The organism is Aliivibrio sp. SR45-2 (assembly GCF_963890165.1).
Lineage (GTDB): Bacteria > Pseudomonadota > Gammaproteobacteria > Enterobacterales > Vibrionaceae > Aliivibrio > Aliivibrio salmonicida.
Window position 1 is genome coordinate 1 of record NZ_CAWPRC010000010.1, and the last position, 3,493, is coordinate 3,493.

Genomic DNA, 3,493 nt, shown 5'->3' on the forward strand with positions numbered 1-3,493 from the left:
TGCTCAAATACGTTACCTAATCGTGATTGAGCCGCAAAATCAGTGGTAATATTGCTCACTAAATCAGAAATATTTACATCGGCTAAATAACCCAACCCCGTATTTTCAACGGCGACATCAAACCCAATGGATTCTCCCGGAATGTAGGTTGCTGGCATTTTCGTCGTACTTTTGGTTACCGACAGTTCTCCTTTTTCAGGAACAACGTACCCCACATTAACGCGATAATTACTACCATTAATTGAAACAATGTTCGTAAACTGGCCGATAGCGTCTTTACGAATGGTACCAGTGATTATAATTTCAACTAACGTTCTTGTTGAGTCGGCATTTTCTCCGGCCATTTTGATCGTTGAGTTAATATTTCCCGAGGTCGATAAACTACTGATATCGGTATAACTAGGAACAGAATCATGATCGCCATCAGTAACAACACGAGAAGAAATTGACCATGAATCTAATGCGGGCTGCATTGAACCGTCTGCTGTCTCCACTAAAAAACTGGAAATTTCGTCGATAATGGCAACTTCAGAGTTAGTATCCGAATTGTTCAGAATCCCTATCGTATAATTAATAGTTTGTCCCGGTGTATAGGTGGCAATATCTGATTGTTTTGTCGCTATTATTTTTGCAGTACCCGCGTTTAATATAACGCTATTAGTCGTATCGCTATTAATGGTTGCTGTATTTGTTATTGAACCAGTGGCTACCCCTGTAACTAGCGCATTAATCTCGAATACAACAGTATCTGTTGGCATGAGATCAAAGGTCGCATTTAAATCACCGTTACCGTTGTAATTTCCACTAATAGAAAAACGAGAGGGTCTCGGACTATCAATCAAATTCACACTGTTTGAAGAAAATGCAGTCACACCATCCGACGTATTTATCGTGCTAATAAGATCCTTAATCAGAACATCGTTAGCAATACCTTCTCCTTCATTTGTTACGGTTATTTGATAAGTAACCTGACCATTAGGGTTATACTCACACCCACTGCCTGTATTTGAAGGAAATGAACATGAACCTCCATCCGCGGTTGTATTCGTAACGACTTTTTCAAAGACCAATATAGGCTCTGCTGGTGGAATAGTACTGGTGGTGACACTGTCGGTTCCACCAATGGCAGTATTTCCGTCAATAATACCAACCGCATCTTTACGAACTTCACCGGTTATCGTAAATGTTATTTCTTCCATTGGGCCAATATCAAGACCGTCCGCTTCTTGGATATCTAGATCGCTACTCGGATCGTAACTCAATGGCTTGGTATCAACATTTAAGTCTAAGCCTCTTGTTATTACATGACTAATATTCGTATTAATTAATGCTGATTCTATTGATCCACCAATCACTTCTACTTTTATGTTAGAAATTAAGTCTTTAATAACCGTATTATCATTCCATACAGGCTCAGTATTATCTACGATAAATTGATATTCAACAATATCTCCCGGTTTATAATAATCACCACTGCTATATGGCTTTCCATCAATTGAAATAATTTCTTTACTGACATTTAAATTAGACAGTTCAACATTAAAACGTACCGCTCGTAACTCACCCGCTCCATACGTTGGAACCACTCTAAAGTCGTCTAATGCTTCTTCACGAATGTTAGATTCAATAACAAAATCAATCCAACCTCCAGGGGCGATTGAAACAAAAGGAAGATCAATATCAACATTACTTCCACCAACAAAGCCTCCAATCGATGTCATTGACTCACTAGATGTGGTTGCTGTCACTATCCAACCAGAGGGTTCGTATACTTCACCATATTGATTATTCACTTGACCATCAATCGTTTGGGCTAATTGTACTTTTAGGGTAGAAAATATTTCAACTAAAGCCTTTCCATATTCAAGACCATTGCCTGTATTTTCTAAACGTAAATGATAAGTAACCGTCTCACCATCAACAGTATGATCGTAAGTGGTTTTTCGTGTTGATAACGTCGAATCTGTATAACCTAAGTGGGTTTCAATTAGATTCACAGGTAACATAACTGAACGATCAGAAGTTATTTTGTATTTGTTGTCGATCTTAGCTGAATTATAAAAACTGCCAACCGCTTCTTTTCTGATATGCGCTTTAATTGTATAACGTACAAATGGTTGAAGTAATATTGAGCCTGTTGAAGCTAAATCAAATTCTGTATTTATGTCTTTATTATTCTCGACAATACCGGGATTAGAAATTGGACTTCCATCTGATTCTGAACTTATGGTCCAACGGTCAAAAGCACTACAGTTAACGGTTGTGCCATTGTTTAAATCGTAACATTGAGTCTTTATCTTGCTGATTTCATCAACAATAGAAATATCATTCAAATGTACATTATTATCATTACGAATTTCAATTTGATACTCGATAAACCCATCAGGCTTATAACCATCTAATCCACTTGGCAATACCGTTGTTCCATCAGTATCATAATAAGCAAGGATCGTTTTTTCATCATCAAATTTCTGAGCATTAGGTTTTGATAATTCACTTACATGATCCCCATTAACTGCCAGAATATTAGTTATATCTCCGACAGCAGCAGGGTTTACAGTTGTGGTAACAACATAATCAATCGTAGCTCCCATTGGTATCGATGCATTAGTATCTATGTCTTTTCCATCTTCAACTGTACCAACTTGGGCGTTACCTCCAACCGCACCACCACTGACTTGAGTTACTATCGTCCAATTAGGCTCAAATGCAGGTCCAAAAGAGCCATCTATTAATTCAACCTCTACTTTTGATATTTCATCTAGTACAGGAATATCATAAGCATTACCTTTCCCATTATTCGTAATAATCAAATGATAGGTTAATGTCTCACCTGGCTCATAATTAATTTCATCCACTTCTTTAGAAAACGTTAAATGGAATTCATTTGATCTAACTGTAATTCCACCAATAGTAATATTGCCTACCGCATCATCTCTAATAATGCCTTCAATGGTATAAAAGACATAATCACCACCAGCAACATCTATCGTTGTGTCTATATTTTCATCATCTTTAACTACACCGTCTAATGTGCCGTCTGTTGTTCCTGCACCACCATCACTGTCTTCTTTTTCAACCTTTACACTAAAAATATCAGAGAATGGATTGGCATAGGTTCCATCCATTAACTGAACACTAAGTCCTTTTATATTCTCATCAACATTATGATAATTTTATTTACCCTGAAATTGGATCGTCAACGACACTTAATTTAAACCCTCAAGAATCAAAAACATTTCAAATTAAAGCCAGAGTAAAAGATAATTTTGTGGGATCTGATAATAGTTCAGGTTTATTGACTGATTTGTTGCCTAATGATGCGTATGTTTATCGTGATATTGGTGAAGTAACTGAAGTTTCACATGTTTCACATCATGAAAATGAGCGAGTTTTGCAAGGCTCTGATACGATTAGAGAGCTTTATGTTAATGGCAACATTGAACAATACTACACCCCGGGTGACACATTAACTTATACGATTAAAGTACTT

General features: G+C 36.9%; 1 protein-coding gene and 1 pseudogene. One reads left to right on the top strand and one right to left on the bottom strand.

Translation table 11 applies throughout. The features are described 5' to 3' along the window. Positions 1-3,128, bottom strand: a pseudogene (locus AACV33_RS00195) (DUF11 domain-containing protein); the annotation flags it as partial. Positions 3,129-3,271: 143 nt separating this feature from the next. Here AACV33_RS00195 and AACV33_RS00200 point away from each other — a divergent pair. Next, positions 3,272-3,493, top strand: a 222-nt coding sequence (locus AACV33_RS00200; protein ID WP_182700652.1) for a hypothetical protein, incomplete at its 3' end; no start/stop codon positions are given.